This is a genomic window from Paenibacillus hodogayensis (assembly GCF_039536325.1).
Taxonomy (GTDB): Bacteria; Bacillota; Bacilli; order Paenibacillales; family NBRC-103111; genus Paenibacillus_AB; species Paenibacillus_AB hodogayensis.
Map to the genome: position 1 here is coordinate 1,332,953 of NZ_BAAAYO010000001.1, position 26,047 is coordinate 1,358,999.

Genomic DNA, 26,047 nt, shown 5'->3' on the forward strand with positions numbered 1-26,047 from the left:
ACGCACTCCATATGGAGTGCGACTACTCTATCCGCTACACAAAGTCGCCGATTAAGCGTTTCAATCCACGCACTCCATATGGAGTGCGACTTGTATATAGTGCAACTCAAGCTGCCCGTAAAGTGTTTCAATCCACGCACTCCATATGGAGTGCGACAGCAAAAATCGCGTGATCAATACTAAATTAGCATCAATCACTTTGATTTACGCAAGAATCGATCTAAAATAATCATACGTACAAACTTGACTTTTTTTGAAATCAATCATTTTCGATTGATTTCGACAAATTTCGAGGTGCGAAGGAACCGGGATTTTTATGGGAGCTTCACATTCGCACCTAAAATAAGCGAGCCTTCCATATCATAGGCCACTTTGGCCAGACGTTTTCGCCCCTCGCCGGTAACGGTACTTACATCGTACGTAATTAAAACAAGCATAGTACAACAACTTCGACAGAAAAGGACGATATTCCTCCAATTCCCCCTGAATCGTTATCACGAGCAGAAGCGCTTACGCTTAAGGACATATCCCGTGAGCGCCCCACACCCTCGCGTGAGCCATCCCGTGAAACAAAGCGATCATTTACCCTTCCTTCTTCGGCACGATCAGCTTGATTTGGTTATTCTCCTTTGTTTAATACCGAAAGCGCATGTCAGGCAATACTCGCATGGATTGCCCCTTTACAAACGTTTCCATTCGGCATACAGTAAAACCAATCTATCGCCCGCAACTCGGACGGTGTGCAGCGCCAAGGAGAATCCGAATAAAGCCGTATGCAACCTTCGAAAATGGGAGGAGGTCGACGTAATGTTTCTAAGATCGTACCGCTGCTGCCAGGTTAGCTCGGAATTTGGCGAATCGAGCGGAGGTATCCATCCTTTCGACGAACTGCTGTACATCCGGGAAGGTCATGCCGCCTTGGAATGGCGAGGAGGCTGCTTAGAGGCACCCGCCTCAAGCTTGTTTCTGCTAAACCGGGATACGCCGCACCGGCTCGTCTACAAAAGCGACAAGCTCAGCTTCTGGTTTATCGAGCTGGATATAATCGAACCGGACTGGTTTGTAACAGAGGAACAGGCCATTTGTTGGAACCGCTTGCAAGCCGGCAAATTAAATGATTCGTCCGTACTGAGAGTTCTCCGGCAAACGCTCGATTCGCTTACGGAATCGCTAGATAACAGCGAAAAGGGTATGCCCGAGTTCGGCGAGGAAATCATGCTGCTTGACGTCAAGAAGACGATCCGGCTCATTCAGGCCTACCTCGGCCAAAAGCCGGTTCCCGCCGCCATTCGCGACGGATCGACGCGGGAGCTTATCCATTCGCTGATGCGGCATATGGAAAGCAACTATTTCGACGATTTTAACCTGGAGACGCTCGCTAAAATCGTTCATTTGAATCCGTCCTACCTGGTACGGGCATTTAAATGGACGGCGGGCATCACGCCAATCCAATATTTGCACAAGCTTCGACTCGGTGCCGCCATCAGCTTTTTGGCCAATACCGACATGGGGGTTCAGCAAATCGCCGAGGCGACCGGCTTCGGAAGCATTCACTATTTCTCAAGGCTGTTCAAACAAAAATACGGCGTAAGTCCGCTGCAGTGGAGGCAAGCGCAAAGGAAGTAGGCGTAGTAAGGGGGCCGGAAACATAACTCTTGAACGGCCGATCTGCGAGCAGCGCAAACGCCGGGCTTTATAGAAAAGTCAATATTGTGCAAAGCGTCTCCCCCACACCGGGTTTCCCAAAGGTTTCGTTCCGAACCCCGTCTTCCCTATACTCATGCATATCCTCTAAAGACTGCTCTCCCTAATGCGGTGTACTGTAGGGATGTAACGAAATTACGTATGAGGGGGATGCAAATGAAAGCAGGATGCCGAACCGTAATTGCCGCCGTTTTAGTCGCCGGCTTGGCGGCCGGATGTGGCGGGCAAGTCGGACCAGAAGCGGAAGGCGGAAGAGAAAGCAAAGCAGACGTTTCCGCGCCCGTAACGTTAACGCTGTACATGCCGTCGGCTTTTCCGATCCAGGATTATATCGTGAATACTGTGAAACGCAAATTTCCCCATATTACCCTGCAAACGATCGTACGGGGCCCTGGTAAGCAGCCGGCGGAGCTTATTACGGCCGGAACGATTCCCGATTTGATTTACCAAAGCACCCCCTGGTATGCCGAGCTGCTCGATTTGAACATGCTATCCGACATGAACGACCTCGTGAAAAAAAATAAATTCGATTTGGGCCGGCTGGACCCGATCGCCATGGATGCCATCCGCATGTGGGGGGGCAAAGGGGAATTGTACGCCATCCCGTTCTACCGCAATTTCGGGGTGCTGTACTACAATAAAGATATATTCGACAAATTCGGAGTAGGCTACCCGCAGGACGGCATGACCTGGGAAGAGGCAGCCGATCTCGCCCTCAAAGTAACCCGGACCGACGGCGGAACGGAGTTCAAGGGGCTGGACGCCAGCGGCACCTACGAAGGCGTGTCTCAGTTGTCTGCGCCATTCGTGAATGAATCGGGCAAAGCGAACCTGCAGGCGGAAAGCTTCGTGACGATGATGAACAACCTGAACCGCATTTACACGATCCCGGGCAACAAAAAGGGCGCCAATATGCAAGATTTTTACAAAGGCACGGTCGCGATGTCGGCGTTCTGGAACGTGATCAACAACTTCGAGGAGATGTCCAAAAAAGGGACGGCGATGAATTGGGACATGGTGTCGCTGCCGACCTACAAGCAGGCGCCGGACCGATCGTACCAGGTCGATTCTCACAATTTAAGCGTTTCGGCGCTCAGCAAGCATAAGGAGGAAGCGTTTCAGGTTATCGCCTATTTGCTGTCCAAGGAAGTGCAGTCCGAAATCGTCAAGGACGGTTACGTATCCGCGCTCGTGGACCCCGATCTGCAAGCTTCCTTCGGCTCCAATCTGCAATCGCTCAAAGGCAAAAACGTGAAAGCGATCTTCAAGCTGAAATCGGCTCCGCTGTATAAAGTTTCGAAATACGACCCGATTGCCCAAGACGCTCTTGGGAAAGCGCTTACGGAAGTATTGGCGGGCCAAAAAGACGTCAATACGGCGCTGCGCGATGCAAACGAGCTGGCGAACCAGAACATCGACAAGCAGCGAGGCAAATAACGGTCGTTGGTTTATAGGCTCACACCTATCGCCGATCGGTTTCCAATGCTCCCACCAACCGCACAAAGGGCAGCTCGCCAGGCTGCCCTCTATCGTATTTTAATCTACACACTCCGTATGGAGTGCAACAGCCTACTAACCCATCCCCCAAAGCTTTCCTGCCAGTTTCAATTCACGTACTCCATGCGGAGTGCGACCCCGTTTTCTCCGCAAGCTGCGTGTTGATACTGCCGTTTCAATCCACGCACTCCATACGGAGTGCGCCCCCAGTAAGTACACGCCCGTCAGCGCCTAATCTGTGTTTCAATCCACTCACTCCATACGGAGTGCGACAGCAAAATTGCGTAATTAATACTAAATTCGCATCAATCCCATTGATTTGTGAGAGAATTGATCGAAAATAAACATACGTATAAACCGGCGGCAGATGCTTGCTTCAATGTATGAGTCGGATGAATTCCTATACGCCTAAGCATTTCTAAATCCATTTCCTATAACTTTTGAGGATACATGTTTCATATCCGTTCGATCAGCGTCACACCTGCAGGGAGCCTGTCACGGTCCAGCGTAAACGCATAATCGCTGAAGGAACGAACAGGTCCCTCCGAGACTTTAACCGCTTGAATCAAATCCAACAATTGATGCGCCGGGGCATTGCCGAGTTTGCTTGAATGCTCGAATACAATCAACTTCCTCACAGTCATTTGTCCACGGGAAGCGGAACGATCATGTTCGAACAGGTTGGACAGCGCTTCTAGCAGAAGATTCAAATCTTCCTCCGTGAACCCCGTCTTCTCTGCCAAATAAGCCGAAATATAGCCGTCCATTCGGTATAAAGCATACGGCACAACATGCTTACGCCCCATTTCCCGGTCTTTATCTGCCCCTTCTTGTGTTACAGCTTGACGAGTAATCGTCACTTCTTGAGCAAAGATCGGATCCAAGCTGCGGGCAAATGTGAATTGTACCGGTCCCCGCACTTGTCCGGTGTTGACCTTGGTCGTCATCACCGCTCCGAACGTACGAATGTCGAAAAAGTTGTTGCACATCCAAGCCGTTAAGCGGGCTGCCTCCTCGCTGTCTTTAGGCTTTAGGTCCTTAGCGTCTGCGTCGGACGGTCTGAGTGCCCTGTAGGCTTTGCGGTGCTGTTCGTTAAGAACGCCTCCTTCCGTCACATAAATGTGGCACCCAGGCTCGCCGGATCGGGTCAACTCTACATAATTTCTGACTTTACGCTTCAGGCATACATCCGTCACGATACCGTGTCCGGTCTCCGGATCGATGCGAGGCATATTGCCAGCGTCCGGGTCTCCGTTCGGATTACCGTTTACAACTTCAAAAAACAACGAGAACTCCAGTCGTTTCGTAAGGGCCGTATCCCTCTTATTGCTCAAATCTTGCTCCAACGTCGCCATAATCTTCTCGCCTCTCCCATTTCAAATATGATTCAAATCTAATGTAAAAGTTTCTTCTGCCCCATGATAGCTTTACTGTGCCGCCTCAGCAGCTGCCGCAGCCTCCTGTTTGGCCTCGGCTGCTGCCTTGATCTGCGATGCGAAATGCTGCTTCTGATGGTAATACCCCAGTACAAACACGCCTTGGCGCTGCAAATCCAAATGAGCGGGGAAGCTGTGAACTTCCTGTAAAATCTCTTGCACCTCACGGTCGCGGAAATCGCCATACCGGGATTTGCTCATATGATGCTGAGAGAGTTTTAGCAGAATAGGGAATACGGCACCCGGATTGGAGGAAGCGGCGCCAAAATAACGGTCCTTGATCGTCGCGTTTAATTTCCCGCTCGCCGCCTCCTGCTGTGCTTTTTCTAAAACGGCAAACAGACGTCCTAGCCTATAAGCGGGCTCCTGAGCTTGCGAATTCAACTCCACAGTCAGCTCCTCCTTTAAATGGTCGTTTCTGAAAATGCGGCTATACCGGCTCAAGTAAGCTTTCACAATCGAAACACGCAGATGATTTACGGTACCGTCTGCACGAATACGATTGATGATCATTGTAAACAGGGATAGCGGATAAGCTTTGCCTTGAATAACTGCCCGAAGCAGCTCTCCCCCAATAATAGACGGCGGTCCCTCTCCGACCTTTCTCCCGTCTCCGCCCACACGCATCGTTTCAGCCAATATTCGGTAGATCGTTGGCGTCTTCAAGTGGTGCTCTTCGTACCCCGCTAATGCCAAGTCGGCAACATGCCGACCGAGCCTGCTAACCAATTCCCCGAAGTTTCCCTGCCAGAAAAAGCGGACAGCGACCCGCGCATTATTTGGAGATAATCCCATGATGAAAAAGGGCGTGTTTCCTTGCGGAACCATATCCGAGTCAAGACGCGCTCCATTTCTGGCCCGTTTCAATATGTCTTGCACCTGCTCCGTCAGTTGCGTATCCTCCACAGGCTCCGGCTGCGAATCGAAATAAGCTGCAAAGGATGCCTCTATTTGCTCTGCATCCGTCGCTTGTCCGGACCAAAATACGACCGTCATATCCCCAATCCACATTCGATTGCGCGGGGAGGAGAGCAGATGATTCAGGGCCGTCGTATACCCGAACATGGCGGTTCTGCCGACCGGAGAGTTATAACTTTGCATACTGTCTTTACCGTAGGATTCCGCAGAATGAAAGTTAAAAGAAACCAACGACGCGCCGGCCGATTGGGCGTTACGAATGCCTTTGATCTTATCGTGCGTACGGGCAATCGGCACATTCGACTCGCCCGTCAAGAGGCATTGACTATTGTAGTCGGATTCAGCATCGGCTTGTTGGCGAGAAACAATCCAAGCAGTCCGCACCGCATCCGCCTCATCTATGCGGGCATGCTGAGTACAAAGCCGAAAAGCCATATTCGTATCGATGCCCTTGTCCAAATCGTTCATAATATGCTGAAGCTGCGGATGCTCCCGAACCCGTTCGGGATCCCATAGATCGTAAAAAGCCAGCATGGCTCGAACTACCGCAAGCTTCTTCTCGGATTCCTTCGCGTATTGCAATACGTCGCGCGCCAGTTGACGGGATGCTTCGAATTTACGCAAAGCATCCGTCTTTTTTTTCTCGGCAATCTTTTCGTCCGGGACTACCGAATAATGCCCGAGCAAATATTCGGCTTTATCACTCAGAAAATAGGGCGCTATTCCGCTGGAACGGCTGGACTGCTCTGGGACAACTAGCAATTGCGGTACCATTTTCTTTCCTTGTTTCATACGAATATCCGTTACTTGCAGCAGGCTCCCATCCGGCTCGATCTCCAGTAAATACGAAACTTTCCCCGCACTAAAGTATAGCGGACTAACCCCCGACGACGGGTCTTTCGCCAGATCCATATAACGTTGGTACAGTGACTGTAGGATCATACGAATTCAGCTCCTTCTTCCCAAGAAGGAACTTCAATGACTCCATTTCGCAAAGCAGCCCGAAAAAAACGCGGAGTCATATTTCGTTGGAAATCGATGTCATGCAGCATCCAACCGAGGTCACGATCCCCTGTATCTGCGTAAAAGGAACGCGGGAGCAACGCCTCTGTTTCCACTAAAGCAAACTGGGCGGCAAACTCGCGGCAGCCAAGATAGGGGCGATGAAAACATTGCCCCTGCCGGGCACGGCGCAAAAAAATGTTGTAATGCTTCTCCGGTGAATCTCCTTCTCCGACCGCTTGTGTCATCTCGAAGTGAGCCTCAATGACATAATCCGGATTTTTCAACATAAGCGTGGCTCTTTGCTGTCTCTCTTCCGTTACGTTCTGATACAGGACAGCCGTCTTCCCGCTTATAGCGCTTTTAATGGCCGAGGTTGATAATTTATTCTCGATCTCGTTGCGGCGAACGCTTTCGAAGCGTATTTCATTCAACACATGAATACGGTCGATCACCCAGCGGATTGCCGGTTTCCAGTGAATGGCTTCCAAGACACCACGCGCGGCGGAAGGAGTCATCGCATCGTAGCCGACTCGTTCCACCTTCATTTCCGGTCTAGTAAAGCAGGCATAGTCACCCCAGACATGGAGCTTGATTCCGTAACCCAAGTGAAAAACACCTCCACATCCTTGTACGACTAATTTAAAATGAGTTAAAATGGTGTAATAAGTATCAAACTAGGAGGAGTAGAGAAGTGTTGCCCCACTTCTCTACTAATTATACTTGGTTGAGGAATTACATTTATAAGCATAGAGCAGATAGTCCCTTACATAAACAAATAAGGGCTATTTGTGTTTAATCGAAAGAGAAGCAAAAGTAGTTGCCAGCATATTTCCAAACATTAGCATTAGGGCTAAACACCCATACGTAGTCAACATTCAATCCCTCCTTAGATAATTTCAATATTTACCCAAATAAGTATATCACCGTATTAAACCATTTTTCAATATATTAATATTAAAATATAGAAACATATCAATGAAATTTAGGTAGTATTTCAATGAAAATGAACATAACACTTACCTGAAGGCAAGTGTTATATTCAAAATCATAGAACGCATCTCAATGTTTCAATCCACACCCCTACAATAGGAGCGACTTGATAAGCTATCCTTGTAGGACAGGTCAATTCAACTCCAATTATATGGGGCGTTTTAAAAAGTTGCAAATATCAAGTTAAGAATCGTGAACTTCCTCCGCATGAAACTTCTCGGAAAATGGCCGTATACCTATGTCCTCGTCATACCAACGGTCCGGATTCAACAAACGGTATACGCCCTCCCGAACCTCTACAATTTCCCCAGCTTTAAGGAAAGCCGCAAATTCGTTAGGATACAGTTGTACTACATAGGACTGCAATTTGCGCAAAATATCCGTAAACTCTGTAGCGTTAGGCAGCGCCTCCAGTTGTTTACGAGACGCATCGTCGTAGCCTACAATAACCGGCTGGGCATCCGTCTGGATCAGTCTGAAGGCGCGAGAAACCGTTTCAAAAGGGAAAGAGAGCTTTCTGGCGTGCTCGTCAAGCATGGACAAGATGCCATATTTGTCTGTCCTGTCATACCTTCCACCTTTCTCTCCTAACGTCTGATAAAAATACAGCTCCTTAAAATAATGCTGCAAGGCCTCTAAGCTTAACGGGTCCTGAGCAAACAGTTTCAACGTTTTGGCGGATGCATTCGCGGTCAGACCGAACCATCCTGTCCGCAATGTCTCAGACGTCTCAAATACATAAGCCGTGCTTCTGGGACTAGTACCATTACGATTGCACCGTCCCACTGCCTGAGCAATGGAATCCAGACCAGCCAATTCTCGGTAAACGACTGGAAAGTCTATGTCTACGCCGCATTCAATCAATTGAGTACTGACCAGAATACAGGGGAGACCGCGATCGAGCCGGTCGTAAATTTGCTCCAGCTTCCGTTTTCGGTGATGCGCGCACATCCGAGCGCTTAAGTGAAAGACCGACTCCGTATTGATGGAGGTACGAATTTTTGTATAGAGTGTTCTTGCCGCCTTTCGCGTATTCACGATACAGAGTGCCTGACGGTCACGAGAAATCCGTTCCGTCAACAGATCATAATCCGTGTGGCCCATCGACTCCAGACTCACCCGCCGAAACTGCTCGAAACGGAGAGGCAAATCGGAAATCATTTCGCGAACGGAGACAGGCTTGGTAAACAAGGGCCGAATGTCGGGCTGGGTCGCCGTACTTAATACGACCGTAGCTCCGTAATGACGGGAAAGCTCCTCCAATGCGTGTAGACACGGTTTATAAAATTCTCCGTTCATCAATTGGGCTTCATCCAGCACAATAATGCTGTTAGCCAGGTTGTGCAATTTACGGCAACGAGATCGTTTATTCGAAAATAACGACTCAAAAAACTGCACATTGGTCGTGACAACGATAGGAAAATCCCAATTTTCCGCTGCCATGGCCAGCTTTCTCCTCATTCGCCGATGTTCCTCCAAAGTATCGTCCGCTTCTTCGTCCAAATCGTGCTGAACATTGGAATGATGCTCCAGCACATGTTCCGTGCCGAGCACCTCGCCGAATTTTTTGGCAGTCTGTTCAATGATACTTGTGTACGGAATCACGTAAACGATACGGCGAAGCCGGGGATGACGAGATGCGTGATACAGAGCAAATCCCAGAGAAATCAATGTCTTCCCGCTGCCAGTAGGAAGGGTGAGCGAGTATATTCCTGGCTCACCGTCGGCTTGTCGCAAGCACTCCTCCAATAATTCGGCTCGGATTTTATCGATCCAAGTACGTGGATTTGAAAAATTCGTCTCCATGTACCGCTTGTATCGCGGCAGCAATTCAGACACTGATGGTTGATATGCACGCAGCCGGGCTTTGGCAGGATCGGCATAACGCTGCGTGTCAAGCGAATCGGCATCTACGAGACAAGAAAAAATCATGCGCACAAACATCGAAAACTGCATACCCGCATGCATGCCTGGGGGATGGGGAAAGGCCGGCGGCTTATCCGTTATACCGGGCAGATGCTCTTCCATCGCTTCCCGAAAAGGATCGATGGGTTTAAGCAGCCTCCTTGCCAAGCAGCGCTCATCGCCAGCGTCGTTTCCGAAATCGGCCAGTCCCGTATGGTGCCCGGCGATACAATAGGCAAGGAAAAGGTAAAAGCGATTTCGGTCATCCTTCCAAAGCACCTGGATATATTGCGCTCCGGCTGTGGCATGATCGACAAGAAAAGGTGAACCATTTAGCCTGCGCTGAAATGCAACTGAAAACTTCCCAGCATCATGCAGCATTCCAGCTAACCTCCCCCAGGACTCAGCGTGAAACTGGGAGGCGAAGGAAGCCGCTATGTCCGCGACCCCATGCAAATGAGCAGTCAGGGTCTGCCATAGATCTTTATCAGCTCCTGATGTGCGGTGGGCAAAATACTGGATAAATGCCAACCCCTTCATAAACTCTTTTCTGGATCAAAAGAACCAATATATCCCGTATTATCCCTAAAACCAGTTCTTTTCTATTAATCTCAATTCTACCTTATGTTTTATATTCCTTCTTTTCCAAATTTTAATTAATAACAAAAATTCCATATGAACAAACCGTCAGAGAAATTTTCCCGGACGGTTTGTTGTGACTGTTTTGAAAGCACGCGGGAGATACGGTCGTCAGCTACGAGGTATCGTCGTTCTCGCCAGAACTATGACGAGCATGGTTTCAATCCACGCACTCCATACGGAGTGCTACTGGACGAATACCCTCCATTCCTATGGAAGTAGGTGTTTCAATCCACGCACTCCTACGGAGTGCTACAGCGAAAAAAGGGACATCGATACCTAATTCCCATGAGTCATAGCAAAATCAAGAGAATCCAGTGAAAATAAACATATATCCAAACTTGACTTTTTTAAACCCACTCAAAATCGACAATTCATGACAAATTCTGAGGTGCGAAGGAACCGAGATTTTTATGGGAGCTTCACATTCGCACCAAGAATAAGTCTAGTCGAGTTTATTTCTGCTGGCAAGCATAAAATACGGCATTCCATCCAGGCTTGCCGGGCCATAGACCCGAAATACAGTGGAAGAAATGCCCTGCTACCTCCCACCAAACTTGTATTCATCCATATAAAAAAAGGAAGCCCTCCGCAGGCTCCCCTAGCTTTTCACACATCAAACTCCAACTGCTTCTTAGCCTGCGCAATGAAGGCGACCGGCGTAGGCGTAATCTCTTTGTTGTACTCGACGGCCCCGATTTTGAGCACGAGCTCGACTTTGTATTTTTGCGCATATTCGGTACTGTTCAAGAGGTCGACGCGGCTCTTGAGACGATCGATAACGAAGTTGGCCCCCTCCCGGTCGGTGAACAACAGCATACCCCATGTCGGATTGTCCCGGTTGAGCAAATACAAGGAATCGTTCGTGCGGATGCTGGTCTGGCCGATCTGGGACAAGTCGTGCACGGCCTCCATCAGCTTCTCCTCGCTCACCATGCGCCGGATCTCGTCCCAATACTTCACGCTGAGCACGAGCAGGGTCAACGGGATGTTGTAACGCACCGACAACGCCATGAAGACGGTCGCGTCGCTTTGAAAGGATAAGCTGTTTTTGAGGCTCGTGCTCTCATCCATCGTCGCCAGCGACGAATTGATTTTTTTCAAATCTTCATTCTCGATCTGCAACTGCTTGCTGGCCATCGTGAACAACCAAGTCGCTATCGTAAATACCGGGGTCATGATCAGCCAAAAATAGTTTTGGGTCCCAACGAGGCTGCCCGCCACCACGGTCTGATACAAGGTGAACGTGCCGTAGCCGAAAACAAACAGGATGTTCAGGATCAAGCCGGTCGTCACGTTCGTAAAATAGGTGATGACCGCGATCAGAAAAGCCAAATTCAGAAAGATGATATTCTGGACATACAGGTTCGGATCGGCAGCCGTAAACACGATGCTCACGAAGCAAGCGATGAACAGCAGCAAGAACGCTCCGTCCGATACCGTGCTGCTTTGGAAACGCCTCATCGTCCTCTCCCTCGCTTCGTTGTCTTCTTATGCTTGCGGATCATCAGAATCAGGGAAACGAGCACCAGGATGAGCACCAGCGCGGCGGCCGCGGTAAAGCGGACTACGTCCTTGCGGGCCAGCACCTCGTTCAGGATGGAGGGGGCTTCGGGCTCGGCCAGCTTTTTGAAGCGGTACGCCTGAACCTTGCCGTCCTTATCGGTCACGACGCCGTCCCCGGACACCTTCCACAGCGTGCCTTCCATAGCGATCAGCTTGGAGGCCAGATAAGCATATTCCGGCGCCCCGCCCGTAACGGCCAACAGCCCGTTTCCTTTCCCGTAAGGTGATTCGATCAATTGCAGCGAACCGATACGCTTCCCGTAGCCGGACTCGATGCTCATTTTCTCATTGGAGAGAAATCCTTCCCCGTTCGGATCGTAGCGGAAATAAAGACTGTCGTTGTTGTCGCGGATTACCTTGTTGTCCCGGTAGCTGCCGAACGCAATGACCTGCCGTTCTTTCAGCTCGGCCGCTCCGACCTGATCTTCGTAGAAGCGAACCTCGCCCGTATTCGTCTGGGCGTATTGCCCGAGCAGATTGAACAGGCTCGTTATCGTCTGATACGTATAGGCGTCGCGCTTATTCGGGAGCACGACCCCCACCTGATTGTAGCTGCCGTCGCGGAGGAACGGATACGGGTAATTGTTGAAAAGCAAATCGGCCCGGTCCTTCGTGTTCAATTGCAGCACCGAATCTTTGCCGACAAACGCCCACGGCATCTGGTCCTGGTTTTCGATGCAACCCGAGTTGCTTTTCAGTTCCAGATCGAAGGCCACGGTAATGGTAAAGTTGCCGGAAATATTGAGATTTTTCGGAACCGGCAGCGCCAGATGATCGCCATCCGCCAGCTCGGCGGACAGCTTCTTGCTGCCGATCGGCGTCTTGTTGATCAGCACGGTAATCATGGAACGGTCCATATCCAGATTGCGCGCGTAGCGGAAATCCAAATTCAGCTTGCTCGCATCCGCCAAGGAACGGTTGCCCGGCAGCGCGATGAAATACGATTTCTCGCGGTGCATCGATCCGGTCAACTTGTCCCCGCTCTCGGTCAACGTCAAGTTGCGGCTCACATTGACGGCCGGCGTCTCGACTTCCGTCGACGCATCGACGACCTTGACGTTCGCCTCGAGCTGATTGAGCAGCTCCTGATTCGCCGCCAACCGTCCGGCCTTCACGAGCAGGCCGGCATCCCGGGAAGTGACGATCAACGTCGGCTGGCCGGCCGGACGAACCAGCTTGAGCAGCGCTTTGTCCTGAAGCTCGGCCGTACCTACCAACGCTTGCAGCTCGGCAGGCAGGTTGTCGTAGAGAGCGACCAGTACGACCGCCCGCTTGCCCTTCACTTGGTCCGGGCCGTACTCCACGAGCGGAATGATGCGGGATTTCAACGAATTCGCCTTGGCCAAGCCCGACAGGGCATACGTCGCCGCTTCCAGCTCGGCCGTATCGCCTTTGGCGGAGACGGCCACTGCATTGGCGCCCTCCTCCACCGTATCGAGGCCGATAAAATGCCGGTTGAAGTCGCGGATGCTGTCCTTCATTTCCTCATTGGCGTACTGGACCGACAGACGCGACGTGTCGAACACCTGCAGCCAGTTGTCCCGCGTATCCGCAGGCAGGCAGGCGAGCTGCGGGTTCGGCTCTGCCGTCTCCACATGGCCTTGTATCGTTAAAGCATTGACCCCTTTCACGAGCAAGGAAGCGGGCACCGCCACCGCCAGCTGCTGCTTCTGAGCATCGCTCGCCGCCGGACGGAAGGAATGGAAGGGCGTGCCGTTCAAAAGCAGCGTTACGCTGGAACGCTCGCTTTGCGTCAATGGGGACGCTTTGTAATCCAATAGAAGGCTGACCGTCTGCACCTGCCAGTAGTTTTCGATCTGAAAAAACTGCTCGACGGAAGGCATCCAGCCGGACAAGGAGGTGCCCTGGAACGACGTCCCGTACGTTTTGGGACCGGTCGCCCCTCCCTCCGTGCCTTCGGCGCGGGCCGCAAGCGGATGAAGCAGCAGCAACGAGCAAATCATGGCTATTACCAGCGATCGTTTGTTCACAAATCTTCTCTCCTGCCCTAGAAGCGTTCGGTTTTGTACCACTTTACTTCTCTTTTAAACACCAAGTCCTTCAAATACGTATAAATGCCATAAACCGCGACCACCATCCACATCTGGCAATACGAGACGTACATGAGCATGATGATCCATATGTTCGAAAGCCGCATTTCGCCCTTCTCGGTCACGAGCGTAATAAATGTGCCGACCACGAACAGCGTAATCGCCAGCAGCCATAGGAAGGAGCTGAAGCTGGCGATCGTCGTTCGGACGTACCCGAGCGCGTTCATGACGAGCAGCAGATCGGACATGACCAGCGAAGTCACCAGCAAAAAATAGATCGACAGCAGGTACAATATATCAAAGCGGATAATTCTGGCTTTCGGATCGAACAGCAGCGGCAAGTTTTTGACAATGACGTACACATTGCCCTTCGCCCAGCGCGTTCGCTGCTTGAACCATACTTTGACCGTCTGCGGCTCCTGCTCCCAGGTAACGGCTTTGGGCTGAAACTTGATCTTATAGCCCATCATGTAGATACGAAAGCTGATTTCCGTATCCTCGGCGATCGCCTTCACGTCCCAGCCGCCGATCCGCTCGACGATTTCCCGTCTCATGATGAAGTTGGTGCCGGGAATGGTGCACAGCTTGAACAGCCTCCACCGCCCCGCCTGCGCCATCCATTGAAAGGACAGCGTCTCGATATTGATAAAACGCGTCAGCAGATTCGCGTCGCGGTTGCGCGTGCGGAACTTGCCGATGACCGCGCCCAGCGAAGGATCGTTTGTAATCTCCGACACCAAATAATGCAAAGCTTTCCGCTCGGGGGTGTTGTCCGCATCGTAGATCGCGATCAGCTCGCCTTTGCTCAAGGCGAAGCCGAGGTTGAGCGCATTGGATTTGCCCTTGCCCCCCGTGACGCTGTCGGTGTTCAGAATCGTCAGGTTGCGTCCGGCGTGCTTCACTTGAAGCTTGCCCAGCAGCTCGCTGCTGTTGTCGGAGGAATTGTCATTGATGACGATAATCTCGTAACGGTCGCGAGGATAGTGTAGCGCCAGCAGCGCTTCCACCGTCTGGGTAATGACCTTGCCTTCATTATGAGCCGGCACCATGATGGTGACGAACGGCACTTCTCCCGAGAGCTCCGGGTCAGGCTCGTTCTCCAGCTTCATGTAGTACAGGTAACCGGCCACGATCAGCACGACGTTCACCAGCAAAAGCGACCATATGCATATTACCGAAATCAGCATCAATACGTCTGCAAGGGTCATTGTTTTCTCCCCGGATGAATATATTTGCGTTTGTACAGCCGGTACCCGATCAACAGGAAACCGCTGAAAATAATGAGCGTCGATAAAATCAGGATAATAAACACTCGGTTTTGTACCGTGAACAGGGCATCCAGGCTTCTGGGCCCTTCCTGGATGTACGTATGCGCGGAATCCACGTCCTCGTAAACCTTGTTCAGCAGGAGCGTTTTGCCGTCAATCTGGAGAAGCCCGTGCGCGGACTCGATCTCATGACGATCCGTCCGTACGGAATGATCCGAATTTTTGTAATCCGCGAACGTTCTCCAATCGTTCTGAAGCATCGCCAGCGTGTCCCGGAACTGCTTCTCGTCGCGTGGAAAATCGAACACCAGCGCGGCGTCCATGGGCAGAGGCTCCGTATTTCTTGCCGCCTCTCCATAGGCTTGGAGCTTCCCGGCTTCCAGGGAATATAGCAGGGAAGCGAACGTTTTGGAACGATCCGTCGGCGTCCGGTATACGATCCGTTCATTCGCAAACATGACGACGGAATCGAAGAGATCCATGCCTTGTGACGCGTAATGCTCGTCGTACGTCCAATACATCTCCGCCCCGACGGCGAGCGGCGCAATGCCGTACTCCGCCAGCGCGTTCACGAAGGCCGACATCTGTTTCTTCAGAGTCGTATAATCTTGACTGATCGTCGAGGCGACGAACGGCGCATGCACCACAATCGTACCATTGCGCGACTGCACATATTTCAGCGTCTCCAGATAGCGCTGCACCGCAGGGTAATCGAAATTGTCGAGCACGGGCCGGACGCTTGCCATGAACGGAATGCCCGACTCGTACAGCCGGTCCGCCATACGCCTCAGCATATCCAGATCGGAGAAAGGATAAATTTCTTTGAAAACGGCGTAATACCGGCTCTCCCCGCTGGCTCCGAGCCAATCCCGCAGAAGATAAGATACCGCAATTTCGCTTAAATCGCCTTTTTCCATAAACGGCACATACCCGTAACGGCCCTGGACGACCCCGTACGGAGACGTTTCCGGCCGGTTGCTGGAGCTCCAGCTGCCGTAAGCCTTGCCCTCGTATCCGACGATAGAAGAGAACAGCTCGGCTCGAATGGACGGCCCGGTGAACGGCCCGATCTTCAGTCGGACAATCGCTTGCCCGCCCGGCTCTTCCCGCAGCTTCAAGGCTTGCGCCGCCTGTTCCGGCAATTGGGCCCCGATATGCAGATAGCGGCCCCGGTACTGCTGCAGATCGGTCAAGTAGGCCGCGGGCGGGCCGGTCAAGTCCGGCGCATTGCGGATGACGATTACGTCGTCATAGTTTTTTAACGTATCCGGTTCGTACTTGTCGAACGATTTCAACGTCACCTGGACATCGAACGAAGCCAGCAGACGCTGGAGCGCCTCAACATTCCCCTCCTTACGGGTGCCGTGAGACAAGCTGTCGTACATGAGCAGCGTCTGTACGGGCCGATCATCGCCGCCGGAGCCGGCGGCCTGGGCGAAGAGGCAAGGAAACGCAAGAAGGATACATAGCGGCAATAGCAATATCGGTAAAACCTTCTTCCGGAACATCGCCTTCCTCCCATCGTGTAGAAGATCCGCCGAACCCGACTTTAGGACAGAGCGACTGCGCCTTTCTGCTCCAATACCGGACGGGGACCTGCCTCCGGTTCCGGATCCGGCTCGGGATTGCGGAACATCCTGCGTCCGAGCAAATCGGCCAGCGTCAGGAAGGTGACGAGATCGAAGCTTGCCGTGAACAAAAATTCGTGCTTGGACAAGTCCGCGTCGCCCGCCCCGATAATCGAGACGAGTATCCCCGATAGCCCGACTAAAATCATCATCGTCATCAGCGGCGTTCGCACCATATGCCTGACATGGCCCGAACGGGCGGCCTCGACGAACGAAGGCATGTACATCCCCACCACGAGCAGCGTCCATATGATAATGAAGCCGAACGTTTTCGGGGCGAGCGCATCCTTCAGCACGCTGTAGCCGGAGAAAAACGAGGTCTGCGTGCCAAAGGGCTTCCCGACCGACAGCTCGTAGTTCCCCATCGCCGGCGGACGGATCGTGAAACCGCTGCGGGCGGCCAAATTGAGCATTTTGCCCGCCTGGTCGAGATGCCCCATATAATAAGTCAAAATGGAGACAAAACCGTACTTGCTGTAAAACTCCTTCTCCAGAACTTCGGAATTAACGTCCACCGTCGTATAAGCCAAATAATGGTTGCTGCGATTGAGAACCGCATATTGCTTATCGATGCCGAACGTCTTGAGCGTTGCCTCCGGGTCGGTGGAGTCCATGAGCACGCCGCGCGTCATCGCATGGTATTGATTGATATTGACGAATTCCTTCGGAATGAGCGTATACGTGCCGATCCCTGCTGCGAACAAACCGACCATGATCCCCGCTGCTATCGTCCTGTACGTCCTGCCCGGCCGCAGCCAGATCAGGATGGCGCCCGCGAAGCCGATAATAAGGCCCACGGGAGCGTTCTGCTGCTTGCTGGTCGTCAAAATCAAGGCGCTGACGGCGAACACCGCCAGCATGACATAATCGTTGTACCGGTTCCGGTAAAGCAGCAGCCCGGAGGCGATGACGAGCATGGCCGTAATCATCACGACGCTTTCGCTGTAGAACGAGCTGAAATAGGCGGTATAGCCGGTATCCGCAAACATAAACAAGGCCAGCGCGGCAATGACATATCCGATCTTTCGCGAAAGCCTCCAAGTGACGGCCTCGACCAGCAGGAAAACCGCTATCGTGTACAAGACGGTGAAGATAGCCGTCTGAAAGCGGATATCGAATACCGCCGAGCTGTGGAATAAACCGTTCAGCAGCATCGCCATACGGATGAACAGCGTCTGCGACGAAAATAATGCATCGCCGTTCTCGTTGTAATATTGCAGAACGCCGAAGGTTTTTACAAAATAGCCAAAGTATTGGCTGTCGTAATCGGGCGCATTGAAGTACAATCCGTTTCCGTACAAAATCCGGAAGAAGTCGCCATTATCCGCCATCCCGATAAAAGGCGGCACGAATAAAGCGAAAACCGTGATCAGGAACACGCCGGCTGCAGCCGCCGCTGCTGGCGACACTCGCCGGACGATCAGACGCAGAACGTTACCCGCTGACATGCTGCAAGCCTTCTTTCCCGTTAGTATGCGTACGCCAGCAAAGCCATCAGATTATCGAACGAATACGCTTGGCCGGAGCCCGTATCGCCGAACCCTCCGTACAACGGGCTGGCGCTGTCCGATACTTGAAACTCTCTCATTCTCCGAATGCTATCTTCATATAAAGAGGAATCGCCGAGCTCCGCCCCGATCATCGCCGTTATGGCGTAAATCGCCGTCGACCGAATATCGGTGGCCGGCTTCCCGTCCCTCGTATACTGGCCGTACAAGGTGCCGGCCTTCACCTGTTCTTTCACGTAACGGATGCTGGAAGGCTGATGCTGCCGGACTTCCGCAAGCTTCAGGATCGTCAGCAGCGACTCGACCGTCTGGATCGTTTCCGAGCTGTAGGCGGCTTTCTTGTACACGTACCGGGTTTCGTAGAACGGAAAATCGTCGGAGATGTACCCTCTCTTACTTATACCCAACATGTTGCCGATAAAAGCAGTTTTGTCCTTGTCGGCAATAGGCAGGAGATTCAATGTTTTTACATCAATATAACATAAAGTGACAAAATCATTCGTTAGATAATAGCGAATATCGTAAAAATCGTACAAAAATCCGTCCTTTGCATTGTGCTCGTAAAACCGCAGCCCGTAAGCGTTCGCCTCGTCCGTATAGGCTTGATCGCGGAACGTTTGTCCCGCTTCGTAAAGACTGCGAATGATGCGCAGATCGTCGACCGCGGCATTGACGGGGTACTTTTTATCGTGCAGGGGGCTGTACCTGTAGCTGAACCCGGACGGAAGGTCGAAAATCCGCTTCGTTCTCGCCCACTCCTCGTCAAACTTCCGACGCTGCCCGGTTAGAGCATAATAGCGCATCAGAAGACCGGACGACTCGCTAAGCACCTCGTGTCCGGTAGCCGCCTCGGCGGATTGGCCGCTCTCCTTCAGGTTCGTATAGACGCCGTTCGGACCCGTCAGGCGGGTTTGAATAAAAGCAGCCAACAGGTCGCGGCTCGTTCTCATCGAGGTCTCGTTCCCATATGTTTTCTGGGGCAACAGGGAGATGTCCGTTCCGATCGTTTCGGGCTTGTGGACAGGCTTGCAAGCCGCCAGCGCAACGAGGAGTACCATCCCGCTAATGCCGAGAACAGCAAGCTTTCTCATAAACAACGCGCTCCCTAATGCCTATTCTCGTCGATCTTTCCATGAGCCCATTTCTGTCAATTGCTTCAACTCTATTATTATATAGCACTTCTCTATTTCATGACGAATTGTATATTTTACTATTTTTTAAATAATTGTAAATATAGGACGTTCGGCACTTCCCAAACATTCGACTGGTAAACTTTAGGTGGAATTAATCCTTATATCGGCAGCCCTCTCCAAATAGTGAAGGGCTAATCCGCGAAGGTTTGCGGGATCATTTTGGATATGGATAAGGGGGTTTCATTTCACTATTTTATGGAGAAAAAGCGGTGTGGAGGACTTGGGAGGGGGCTGGGGACGTTTTAGCGGAAAGCCTACCGTCTAGTTCTGCTTTTCGTTTCGTCCCCTGCCCCATGATATGCCAAGCCCTGCTGTTTACGGTGGCGTCTGTTGTTAGGCAAGCCTTACGATCAAATTCTTGTTTCAATCCACGCTCCCCTACGGAGAGCGACTTTGGCCGGTAAAGAGGGGCGGGCAAAAAGCTGGGTTTCAATCCACGCTCCCCTACGGAGAGCGACCGACAAAACCGGTGCCCGCGTCCGCAGCGAAAGGTTTCAATCCACGCTCCCCTACGGAGAGCGACTATCAACAATCGGCCCGCGAATCCATTCAAAACGTTTCAATCCACGCTCCCCTACGGAGAGCGACCTGAAATACCGGTAATCGGAGCCGCCAAAAAGTGTTTCAATCCACGCTCCCCTACGGAGAGCGACGATGAAAACCTCTTGCTCAACGATTTCCCCGCCAGTTTCAATCCACGCTCCCCTACGGAGAGCGACAATCAGGAACGTACGATTAAGGCCGCGATCGAGGAGTTTCAATCCACGCTCCCCTACGGAGAGCGACCGATTCGCCGTCCGCGTGAAAATGCACTCCCCGCAGTTTCAATCCACGCTCCCCTACGGAGAGCGACCGGCGCCAGAGTTCGACTTTGTACTCGTCGTAAGCGTTTCAATCCACGCTCCCCTACGGAGAGCGACGATAAACACGGCGAGGAACATGGAGATGTATTCGTTTCAATCCACGCTCCCCTACGGAGAGCGACACGGCATAATCCGCATAAACATCCAACGGGTTCGTTTCAATCCACGCTCCCCTACGGAGAGCGACGCGTCCTTCAATCAACAGTACGCCGCGCTATGGGTTTCAATCCACGCTCCCCTACGGAGAGCGACAGCGCGCCTGAGAGGCCTTGTCTGACAAGGGCTCGCAAGCGCTTCAGTGCGAATCTGCTTTTTCAGACCCTTTCGAGCGGGCTCTAACGTCCATCAAACGCCGAAATCCCTTGCGGGACAACAGGTGCGAATGTCACGGGATTTTCATGTGAGCTTGGGGTTCGCACCTAGTACAAGACTTGGCTTTGGACTGGAACCCGGTCTAGGCCCGGCGCTCGTAAAGCTGGACGATTTCCAGGATCACCTTCGTCGCTTGGATCATGTTGTCTACCGAAACATACTCGTACCGGCCATGGTAGTTCTCCCCGCCCGTAAACAAGTTGGGCGTCGGCAGCCCCATATACGAGAGCTGGGAGCCGTCCGTCCCGCCGCGAATCGGCTGAATGACCGGAGCAATACCCAGCTTTTCCATTGCTTCGCGGGCGATGTCGACGATTTCCATAACCGGTTCGATTTTTTCGCGCATGTTGTAATACTGGTCCTTGATCTCCAACTGGATGCGCTCTTCTCCGTAAATCGCCCGGAGCTCCTTCACGGCTGTCTCCAAGTCGGCCTTTCTTCCCTCGAAACGCTCGCGGTCAAAATCCCGAATCAAGTAATGCAGCTTCGTTTCCTCGACATTGCCTTGAATGGAGATGAGATGAAAAAATCCCTCATAGCCTTCCGTCCGTTCAGGCGCTTCATCGGCGGGGAGTCGGCTGTTCAGCTCCATGGCGATTTTGGCGGAGTTGACCATTTTGCCTTTGGCCGTGCCCGGATGGACGATTTTGCCTTTGCATGTAATCCTCGCCGCTGCCGCGTTGAAGCTTTCGTACTGGAGCTCGCCGAGCGGGCCGCCATCCATCGTATACGCATACTGGGCTCCGAAAGCCGCCACGTCGAAGCGATGCGGTCCCCGCCCGATCTCTTCATCAGGCGTAAACGCTACGCGGATTTTTCCATGCCGGATCTCCGGATGGCGGATCAAATAGGCCATTGCGGTCATGATTTCGGCCATTCCCGCCTTGTCGTCGGCACCGAGCAATGTCGTCCCGTCCGTAGTGATCAGCGTATGACCCGCATAACCGGCCAATTCGGGAAAATCGCGCGGAGATAGTACAATCCCCAAAGCCTCGTTCAGCACGATATCGCCCCCGTCGTACCGCTCGACGATTTGCGGCTTGACGCCCGCCCCCGTAAAATCGGTCGCCGTATCGATATGGGCCAGAAAGCCGATCGTTGGCACAGGCTTGTCCGTATTCGCCGGCAAGGTCGCCATGACGTAGCCGTTCCCGTCTATCGTCACTTCCTGCATTCCGATCCGCTGCAGCTCCTCGACCAGCATCCGGGCGAGCGTTAATTGCCCCGGCGTGGACGGGCACGTCGAGCTGCCGTCGTCCGATTGAGTGTCCACTTGCACGTATTCGGTGAATCTGGCTATGATCTCGTCCTTCACGTCGTCAGCTCCTTTTACGATCATTTTTTACTGCAAGGTGCAGCGTATTGAAAACGGTGGTGTTAAGCGCATTCCTAAGCACATGAACCAGCTTCACGATATCTGTACGCGCATAACGATGAGATACCTTACTTACTCAAACTTCATGACGCTACCCATGAACTGGTCACCTCTAATAGCTAATGCCAAAAAGAACCTTATTTGTGCAAAATCATCATCTGTTTGGAGTAATAGCGTTCTTTTGAGCACTAGAATGGCCGAAATCCCGCGAAATAAGCGAATTCTGAGAAATTTCTCTCATATTAGTGTCAAAAGGAGCATTATTCTCGTGAATTCGCTGCATTTCGGCCCTCATAATGCTCTTTTGGACATTACGAGCTCCCTCGCCCCCTCCTGCTTCAACCGACTCCCCTCAAGAGAGCGGAAGCCGGATTTCGAACACCGTGCGGCTGCGGTCGCTTTCGGCGCGGATCGCCCCTCCGTGCAGCTCGATGATTTGCTTGGCGATCGCCAAGCCCAGACCGGAGCCACCGGTGCTTTCGGAGCGCGATTTTTCCACGCGGTAAAAACGGTCGAAAATATGCGGCAAATCCTGTGGCGGAATGGGGCTTCCGTAATTGATAATCTCCACGACCGCCCCGTCGTCCGTCAGCTTGACGTTGACGTCGATATAGACGCCGTCCTTGCCATAATTGACCGCATTGCCCAGCAGGTTGTCCAGCACGCGGGCCAACTTGTCCCCGTCCGCCTGAAGCATCACTTTATGCGGAGGAAAGGACAGTCGAATTTCCATGCCGGCCTGGCGCATTTCGTATTGAAACTGCGCGGTAAGTTGACCGAGCAATTCGACCAGGTCGAGGGATGATTTGCGCAAAGTCAGGCCGCTTCCGCTCAGCCGGGTATATTCGAACAGGTCGTCGATCAGCGCGTGCAGCCGCTTCGATTTCTCGTAAGCGACGTGGACATACTGCCGCAGCTCCACCTCGTCGCGGTAGCGATCCTGCTCGATCAGCCCGAGATAACCGGTTATGGACGTTAGCGGCGTACGCAGATCGTGGGACACATTCGTGATCAGCTCGCTTTTCGTTCGCTCCGCCCGGCGTTCGTCTTCGATGGACGTTTTCAACTGCTCGGACATTTTGTTCAGATTGGCGGCAAGCTCGCCCATCTCATCGTTGTAACGCACCGGAATGCGCTCGTCGAAATGGCCGTTGGCTATACGCTGCACCGCCTTCGTAATGCGGACCAGATACACGATCCGCCTATGGCTCAGTACGAATATATAAATAACGAATAGAAAAATGCCGGCTACGATGAGGACCGTCGACAAGCCGAACATGTTGATCATTCGTCTGGCCAACACGTACAAGCCCAGCGGATTCAACTCCCGGGTGGCATACATCAGGAAAAACAAGCCGAGCAAACTTAGGCCGGCCAAGGCCAAGCTCAGAATAAACAAAGCCAGCAGTTTCCAGCGGAGACTGTAGAACAACTTACCGATCAAATGCAATCGACCAACTCTCCATGAATGGATAAGACGCTTCCTCCATTATGCCATAAGGATTTTCAGAGTTCCAATACATCCCTGAAGCCCGCGACCCGCCTGGAAAAAGCATGACAAAAAACTCCAGCACCGCGAGGAAGCGGCGCTGGAGCAGATATTCGGGGAATGACCGGAGGGATACGCAGGCTACCGGTCGAATTTGTACCCGACTCCCCAGACGGTGTGAATCCATTTTTGGCCGGAATCCTTCTCCAGCTTGTCCCGCAGCTTGCTGATATGTACCATAACCGTGGTAAAGGTTGGGGAATACGGCTCGTTCCACACCCGCTCGTAGATCGCTTCGGCGCTGAACACCCGTCCGGGCTGGCTCGCCAGCATGTACAAAATACCGAATTCGATCGAGGTCAGATGAATGGGCTTGCCGTCCATCGTCACGCTATGCGTCGCCTTGTCGATCTCCAGCGAGTCGAACGTCATCACGTTCGCGTTGCGAGTTTTGTTCGCCTTCACGTTCAGCCCGTACGCCCGGCGCAGCAGCGAGCGGACCCGGGCCAGCAGCTCCAGCGGATTGAACGGCTTCGTCATATAGTCGTCGGCGCCGGTCATCAGCCCCATAATTTTGTCCATATCTTCCGTCTTCGCGCTCAGCATGAGAATCGGCATCGCATGGCTGGAGCGGATTTGCCGGCATACCTCAAGGCCGTCGAGCCCCGGCATCATGACGTCCAGAATGACGAGACTGGGGACGCTGCGGACCAGCCGCTCCAGCGCCTCTTCGCCATTATGGGCTTTCAGTACCTGGTAGCCTTCGTTCACGAGATAGATTTCGATCAAATTCGCTATCGCCTTGTCGTCGTCCACGATCAGAATCGTTTCGCTCACTATCGGTAAACTTCCTTTCCACACGTTCGCTTCCTGTTATCATACGCCAAAAAGCCCAAAAGCGGCAATACCGCGTATCGGCAGCGGAAAAAGCGGGAAAACAAGAAAATGAAAAGGGGAAAATAAAATAAACAAAAAATTATTTTGCATACCGGACCCATTTCGATTATAGTCTAAAGCCGTACCGTTTTTTATTTGAAAACGAGGTGAATTATGGATCGCAAGCAAACGAAAATCAACTGGGTCGTCGCCGGCTTGCTGCTCGGCATGTTCGTCGGAGCGCTCGACCAGACGATCGTCTCCACGGCGATGCCGACGGTCATTACCGAATTGGGCGGCTTTCAGCATTATGTATGGGTGTTCTCCGCCTATATGATCGCGACCGTCGTCGCCACGCCGATATTCGGCAAGCTTTCGGACATTTACGGACGCAAGCTGTTTTTCCAGCTCGGACTCGTGCTGTTCCTGATCGGTTCGGTGCTGTGCGGCATCGCCGGCAGCATGACGGAGCTGATCGTCTACCGCGCGATTCAGGGGATCGGAGGCGGCGCGCTGATGCCGATCGCCTTCGCCGTCATCTTCGACATTTTCCCGCCCGAGAAACGGGGCAAGATGAACGGCCTGTTCGGTGCCGTATTCGGCTTGTCGAGCGTGTTCGGTCCGGCGCTCGGCGCCTACATTACCGATTACATCGACTGGCGCTGGGTGTTTTACATCAATGTGCCGATCGGACTGGTCGCGATTGCGCTCATGCATTTCGGCTACCGCGAGAAGGCCGTCCACCGCAAACAGCAGATCGACTGGGTGGGCGCGACGTCGCTCGTCGTGGCGATTCTCAGCTTCATGTTTGCCATCGAATTGGCCGGCTCGGATACGTACGCCTGGGGCTCGTGGCAAATTATCGGGCTGTTTGCGCTGTTCGTCGTCTGCTTCGCGTTGTTCCTTGCCGTCGAGCGCAAGGTGGCCGATCCGATCGTCGAGCTGAAGCTGTTCAAAAGCCGGCTGTTCACGGCCAGCCAGGCGATCGGTTTTCTGTACGGCATTATTATGGTGTCCGGAGCGACGTATATTCCGCTCTTCATCCAGGGCGTCTACGGCGAATCGGCCAGCGCGGCCGGTCAGACTCTGACCCCGATGATGCTGGCGGTCGTCGTAAGCAGCATGCTCGGCGGACCGTTGATCAACAAAATGTCCTACCGCAACATTATGTTGATCTCTACCTTCATTCTCGCCATAGCGATGGCGCTGCTCGGCACGATGACCGTCGAAACGCCGCGCTGGACGGTCACGATGTACATGGTGCTCGTCGGACTCGGCATCGGCGTCAACTTCGTCGTGCTGAACATTTCCGTGCTGCACGGATTGCCCGGGCAATATAAAGGAGCGGCCATTTCGCTCATTACGTTTTTCCGGACAATCGGATCGGCGCTGGGCGTTACCGTGCTGGGCGTACTGCAAAAATCCGACTACAAAGCGCGCATCGGATCGTTATTCCCCGACCCGGCGCAGGCCGAGCAATTCGCCGACCCGAAGGCGCTGCTCATCCCGCAAGTCCGTGCGGAGCTGCCTTCCGATGTGGTGCAAAATGCCACCCATGCGCTGGCCGGTTCGATTTCGTATTTGTTTATGCTTTCCATCCTCATTACAGCTGTCGGCCTCGTCTTCGTGCTGATGCTCGGTCGCGACCGGATGGAGCTGCCTTCCGGGGACAGCAAGCAAAGCGGTATGGAGCCCGGTCCCGTCGGGCATATGTAAAAAAAGCAAAGCCTGCGGGCGAGCGCAATCCGCTCCCGCAGGCTTTTT

The 26,047-nt window shown here is 52.7% G+C and carries 16 protein-coding genes and 1 CRISPR repeat array; of the genes, 3 read left to right on the top strand and 13 right to left on the bottom strand.

The genetic code is table 11. The features are described 5' to 3' along the window. The first annotated feature begins 807 nt into the window (after window positions 1-807). Window positions 808-1,626 carry a helix-turn-helix domain-containing protein gene (locus ABD796_RS05400; RefSeq protein ID WP_344903959.1) on the top strand — a complete coding sequence of 273 codons (819 nt, stop codon included), beginning with the start codon at window positions 808-810 and terminating at the stop codon, window positions 1,624-1,626. A 234-nt stretch (window positions 1,627-1,860) separates the two neighbouring features. Continuing rightward, window positions 1,861-3,141 (top strand): ABC transporter substrate-binding protein, encoded by a 1,281-nt coding sequence (locus tag ABD796_RS05405; protein WP_344903962.1) that lies wholly within the window; start codon window positions 1,861-1,863, stop codon window positions 3,139-3,141. A 515-nt stretch (window positions 3,142-3,656) separates the two neighbouring features. Here ABD796_RS05405 and cas7c read toward each other — a convergent pair. From cas7c to ABD796_RS05470, 13 genes are all read right to left on the bottom strand, one after another. Continuing rightward, the gene (gene cas7c, locus ABD796_RS05410) at window positions 3,657-4,556 is read right to left on the bottom strand and encodes a type I-C CRISPR-associated protein Cas7/Csd2 (protein WP_344903965.1); all 900 of its coding nucleotides are present in this window, start codon (window positions 4,554-4,556) and stop codon (window positions 3,657-3,659) included. Window positions 4,557-4,628: 72 nt separating this feature from the next. Then, window positions 4,629-6,497, bottom strand: coding sequence for a type I-C CRISPR-associated protein Cas8c/Csd1 (cas8c, locus tag ABD796_RS05415; RefSeq protein ID WP_344903967.1), 1,869 nt, complete (start codon window positions 6,495-6,497; stop codon window positions 4,629-4,631). Next, window positions 6,494-7,165: a type I-C CRISPR-associated protein Cas5c gene (gene cas5c, locus ABD796_RS05420; RefSeq protein WP_344903970.1), complete on the bottom strand. Its 672-nt coding sequence runs from the start codon at window positions 7,163-7,165 to the stop codon at window positions 6,494-6,496. Before cas5c ends, cas8c begins: the two co-directional genes overlap by 4 nt. Before the next feature lie 568 nt (window positions 7,166-7,733). Next, window positions 7,734-9,995, bottom strand: coding sequence for a CRISPR-associated helicase Cas3' (cas3, locus tag ABD796_RS05425; RefSeq protein ID WP_344903972.1), 2,262 nt, complete (start codon window positions 9,993-9,995; stop codon window positions 7,734-7,736). Between the two features lie 708 nt (window positions 9,996-10,703). Further along, complete coding sequence (locus ABD796_RS05430; RefSeq protein WP_344903975.1) at window positions 10,704-11,558, bottom strand: GGDEF domain-containing protein; 855 nt, start codon at window positions 11,556-11,558, stop codon at window positions 10,704-10,706. Continuing rightward, complete coding sequence (locus ABD796_RS05435) at window positions 11,555-13,651, bottom strand: cellulose biosynthesis cyclic di-GMP-binding regulatory protein BcsB (RefSeq protein ID WP_344903978.1); 2,097 nt, start codon at window positions 13,649-13,651, stop codon at window positions 11,555-11,557. The genes ABD796_RS05430 and ABD796_RS05435 overlap by 4 nt, the downstream gene beginning before the upstream one ends. Before the next feature lie 17 nt (window positions 13,652-13,668). After that, entirely contained in the window at window positions 13,669-14,919 is a 1,251-nt protein-coding gene (locus ABD796_RS05440) for a glycosyltransferase family 2 protein (protein ID WP_344903981.1), read from the bottom strand. Continuing rightward, entirely contained in the window at window positions 14,916-16,487 is a 1,572-nt protein-coding gene (locus ABD796_RS05445) for a DUF2334 domain-containing protein (protein WP_344903984.1), read from the bottom strand. The genes ABD796_RS05440 and ABD796_RS05445 overlap by 4 nt, the downstream gene beginning before the upstream one ends. A 41-nt stretch (window positions 16,488-16,528) precedes the next feature. Beyond that, window positions 16,529-18,055 carry a glycan biosynthesis hexose transferase WsfD gene (gene wsfD / locus ABD796_RS05450; protein WP_344903987.1) on the bottom strand — a complete coding sequence of 509 codons (1,527 nt, stop codon included), beginning with the start codon at window positions 18,053-18,055 and terminating at the stop codon, window positions 16,529-16,531. Window positions 18,056-18,075: 20 nt separating this feature from the next. Next, on the bottom strand, window positions 18,076-19,206 hold the full coding sequence (locus ABD796_RS05455) for a hypothetical protein (protein WP_344903990.1): 1,131 nt from the start codon (window positions 19,204-19,206) through the stop codon (window positions 18,076-18,078). A 462-nt stretch (window positions 19,207-19,668) separates the two neighbouring features. Next, a CRISPR array of direct repeats spans window positions 19,669-20,423; the repeat unit is 32 nt; unit sequence GTTTCAATCCACGCTCCCCTACGGAGAGCGAC. A 202-nt stretch (window positions 20,424-20,625) separates the two neighbouring features. Beyond that, window positions 20,626-21,858 carry a peptidase T gene (gene pepT / locus ABD796_RS05460; protein WP_344903993.1) on the bottom strand — a complete coding sequence of 411 codons (1,233 nt, stop codon included), beginning with the start codon at window positions 21,856-21,858 and terminating at the stop codon, window positions 20,626-20,628. A gap of 412 nt (window positions 21,859-22,270) precedes the next feature. Beyond that, a complete protein-coding gene (locus tag ABD796_RS05465; protein WP_379117731.1) occupies window positions 22,271-23,362 on the bottom strand; it encodes a sensor histidine kinase in 1,092 nt (363 codons plus the stop codon). Between the two features lie 186 nt (window positions 23,363-23,548). Continuing rightward, window positions 23,549-24,244 (bottom strand): response regulator transcription factor, encoded by a 696-nt coding sequence (locus ABD796_RS05470; protein WP_344903999.1) that lies wholly within the window; start codon window positions 24,242-24,244, stop codon window positions 23,549-23,551. Between the two features lie 213 nt (window positions 24,245-24,457). On the opposite strand from ABD796_RS05470, the gene ABD796_RS05475 reads away from it, so the two are divergent. After that, on the top strand, window positions 24,458-25,999 hold the full coding sequence (locus ABD796_RS05475) for an MDR family MFS transporter (protein WP_344904002.1): 1,542 nt from the start codon (window positions 24,458-24,460) through the stop codon (window positions 25,997-25,999). Window positions 26,000-26,047: the final 48 nt, after the last annotated feature.